A 1,244-nucleotide genomic window follows, 5' to 3' on the forward strand; every position below is an offset into this window, starting at 1 on the left:
CCGGGATCGGCTGGTGTCAGCGCAGGGTGGTCCGCACCTGGCTGCCGCGGGTGCCCTTGACGACGGTGATCTGGGTGGGGATGCGTTGCCGCAGATCGGCGACATGGCTGACGACGCCGACGAGCCGGCCGCCGGAGCGCAGGTCGTCCAGGACGTTCATGACCTCCTCCAGGCTGTCGGGGTCGAGGCTGCCGAAGCCCTCGTCGATGAACAGCGCATCCATGGCCTGACCGCCGGACTCGGCGGTGACCACGTCGGCGAGCCCCAGCGCCAGGGACAGCGCGGCCTGAAAGGTCTCCCCACCGGACAGGGTCGCGGTGTCACGCCGCCGGCCCGTCCAGGCGTCCTCGACGAGCAGCCCGAGCCCGGCTCGGCGGCGTCGGTCGCGGCGTTCACCGGCGTCGTGGACCAGGGTGAACCGGCCGCCGCTCATCGCCGACAGCCGCCCGCTCGCCGCGGTTGCGACCTCCTCGAGACGGGCTGCGAGCACAAAGCTCGACAGGGGCATGCCCTGGCGGTTCTCACCTCGCCCCACGGCCACATCGGCGAGGCCGCGCACGTGCTCGGCGGCATCGCGCAACGGTGCCACGGCCGCGAACGCTCCGGCGAAGACCGCAACGAGATCGAACAGGCATCTGGCCCGGTCGCCGGCACGCGCAGCGTCGGCAAGGGCCTCCTCATGGGCGTCCCGGGCGCCCAGCGTGGCGGCCACATGATCGGCCACCGGTGCCGGCGCGTGCAGGTCAACGGCCAGCTGGGGGCTGGCCAACCGGGACCGCACCGCAACCAGGTCGTCCCGGTGGGCCTCCAACTGCGTCCGGGCCTCGGCGAGCCAGCGCTCGTCCCGGCAGGCGGCCCGGGCGGTCGCCGCGTCCGGGAAGCCCGCGGCGCGGGCGTCGCCGTCGGCCGCGGCCACCGCCCGACGGTGTTCGTCCTGCGCCAACGCCGTCGCGGCGGCAGCCGTGTGGCATTCGGCGTACGCGTCCGCGAACTGTGCGACCTCACGCTGACGGGCTGCCAGCTGGTCGGCGTCCCGAAGCTCAGGTGGGATGCCCGAACGCGCCCGGGCGGCTCGCGTCCGGAATTCCTCAGCGTGGGTAGCGGCGAGTTGCCGGGCCGATGAGTGGCCGGCCAACTCGGCGGTTGCCCGGGTCTCCTCCTCGCGGAGCAGGGCCAGCGCCCGCTCGGCGAGTGGGACGTCGTCCGCGGCGGCGGCGAGTGCCTCGGCATGCGCGGCGAGCTCT

Annotated in this window: 1 protein-coding gene; it reads right to left on the minus strand. The window is 74.4% G+C overall.

The window, feature by feature from the left end:
- Positions 1-16: 16 nt before the first annotated feature.
- Positions 17-1,244, minus strand: a 1,228-nt coding sequence (locus U9980_RS16895; protein ID WP_322768794.1) for an SbcC/MukB-like Walker B domain-containing protein, incomplete at its 5' end; no start/stop codon positions are given.

The organism is Protofrankia sp. Cr1 (assembly GCF_963555865.1).
GTDB lineage: Bacteria > Actinomycetota > Actinomycetes > Frankiales > Frankiaceae > Protofrankia.